The organism is Actinomadura logoneensis (assembly GCF_003428695.1).
GTDB lineage: Bacteria > Actinomycetota > Actinomycetes > Streptosporangiales > Streptosporangiaceae > Spirillospora > Spirillospora logoneensis.
On sequence record NZ_QURH01000588.1, the window covers coordinates 1 to 1,977 of the forward strand.

2 protein-coding genes and 1 pseudogene are annotated in these 1,977 nt (G+C 71.5%); all 3 read left to right on the top strand.

Translation table 11 applies throughout. From position 1 onward, the window contains the following. A pseudogene (locus DZF91_RS24440) lies at positions 1-262 on the top strand (DEDD exonuclease domain-containing protein); the annotation flags it as partial. A 142-nt stretch (positions 263-404) separates the two neighbouring features. After that, positions 405-1,154, top strand: a complete 750-nt coding sequence (locus tag DZF91_RS24445; protein WP_117359625.1) for a rhomboid family intramembrane serine protease — start codon at positions 405-407, stop codon at positions 1,152-1,154. Between the two features lie 152 nt (positions 1,155-1,306). Beyond that, positions 1,307-1,810, top strand: coding sequence for a hypothetical protein (locus DZF91_RS24450; RefSeq protein ID WP_117359626.1), 504 nt, complete (start codon positions 1,307-1,309; stop codon positions 1,808-1,810). The last annotated feature ends 167 nt before the right edge of the window (positions 1,811-1,977 follow it).

Consider the following 1,977-nt stretch of genomic DNA (forward strand, 5'->3'; position numbering starts at 1 on the left):
CGCCGCGCCGCGCCCCTACGTGGACGCGCTGATCGCGACCGCCGAGACCGTCCTGCCGGGCGCGGGCGGCGCGCCGGGCGCGATGACCGGCGCGGGCGGCACCGGCGCCGAGGAGATGGAGTGCGTGCTGCGCTGGCTGGACTCCCCGGGCGTCCGGCTGGTGGAGGTCGAGGGGGAGTGGACGTGCCCGGCCCACGGCGGCGAGTCGTTCCGGGGCTGGATCGACAACGCTTACGCCGCCGTCGACCCGTCGGACCGTTAGGGAGCCGACCCGTCGGACCGTTAGGGAGCCGGCCCGTCGGACCGTGAGGGACCGGTCCGACCCGTTAGGGTCTGGTTCACTCGCCCGAGAGGCCCGAGAACGCCGCCGATTCCGCCTTCTCCCGATCAGGACGCCCCCACACATGGCACTGCCCCTGTACGACAGCCAGCCCGCCCGCCGGGTCCCCTGGGTGACCTACCTGCTGGTCGCCGCGAACGTGCTGGTGTTCCTGCTCACCCCGATGGCCAGGTTCGCCACCTGGTACGGCGACAACGAGGTCCGGGCCTGCCGGGTCACCCAGTTCACGATGGAGTACGGGGCCGTCCCGAAGGAGCTGACGACCGGCGAGCAGCAGCCGATGCCGGCCGAGGCGGCCCACCAGTGCGGCCCGTCCACCTTCACCAAGACCCCGTGGACGGCCGCGTTCACCTCGATGTTCGTGCACTCCAACTGGCTGCACCTGCTGGGCAACCTGGTCGTGCTGTTCGTCGTCGGGATGGGCGTGGAGGACCGGCTCGGACGGCTCCGGTACCTGCTCGCCTACCTGTTCTTCGGGCTCGTCGCCGTGTACGGCTTCGCCTACACCACGCCCGACTCCGACATCCCGCTGATCGGGGCGTCCGGCGCGATCGCCGGGGTGCTCGGCGCGTACCTGGTGCTGAACCCGCGCGGGCGGATCGTCAGCTACGTCGCGCCCGTCTTCGTCGTCCGGCTGCCCGTCTGGGTGGTGCTCGGCTCCTGGTTCGTCCTGCAGTGGCTCTCACTCGGCGACAAATCGAGCAACGTCGCCTATGTGGCCCATATCTACGGGTTCGTGAGCGGCATGCTGTTCGCCCTCCTCGCCCGGCGGGCGGGACCGGCGCGCGGTATGGCCGCGCTCTCCCGAGGTTGACCGGCCCGGGGGCGATTCTTCTCCGCCGATTCTTCTGAGGCCATTCATGCGAGGCCGTCCCGGACGAACGTCCGGGACGGCCTCACGCATTTTCTCCGCCCGTCGTCATGCGTCGCGGCAATTCTGTCGTACCCCCTTGGGATGATGAGGTCATGTCGAACGAGGACGCGGATGACCTCGCGTGGGAGCGGTCCGCCGTGGTGCGGGTGACGCCCTCCGCCAAGGCGCGGAAGCTGGCGAAGGTGCCGTTCGTGGAAATGGCGGACGGACGCCTCCAGGGAGTGGTGTCGAGTGGTTCCGACATCGCCCGGGTTTATGTCTCGTCCATTGCCGCCGGGACGCACGCCTTCAGCTGCAGCACGAACAACAACCGGAGATGCGGAGGGCTCAGCGGCTCCTTTATGTGCAAGCATCTCGACGCACTTCTGAAAGAGGCGGTGCTCCAGTACGGCGCCGAGCGCGTCGCCGCCTACCTGGGGGTCGAGGCCCCGCCGGACGGCGGCCTGGCGGAGGCGCTCGACGGCGGCCCCAGCGGGGACGACCCGGCCGCCGCGGTGTTCAACCGGTTCCTGCGGCACCTGGCCTACCTGGAGGTGCCGGCGCAGGGCGCGCCGGTGCCGGAGATGCAGTGGTTCCCGGCCGGGGCGGTGGGCTGATGCTGAGCCTGCACCTGGCCGCGCTGACCGACGGCCTCCCCGACGGCGTCGAGGACGCCCTGGCCCTGGTCGACGGCTTCGACGGCGCGCTGACCCACGGGCTCGGCCGCCTCGGCGAGCCGGAGGCCGCCGCGGTCGAGGCGCTGGCGGCGGCGCTGTCGGCCGCG

Coding starts and splice junctions, on each gene's coding strand:
- DZF91_RS24450 (WP_117359626.1), top strand. CDS start 1,307: ATGTCGAACGAGGACGCGGATGACCTCGCGTGGGAGCGGTCCGCCGTG.
- DZF91_RS24445 (WP_117359625.1), top strand. CDS start 405: ATGGCACTGCCCCTGTACGACAGCCAGCCCGCCCGCCGGGTCCCCTGG.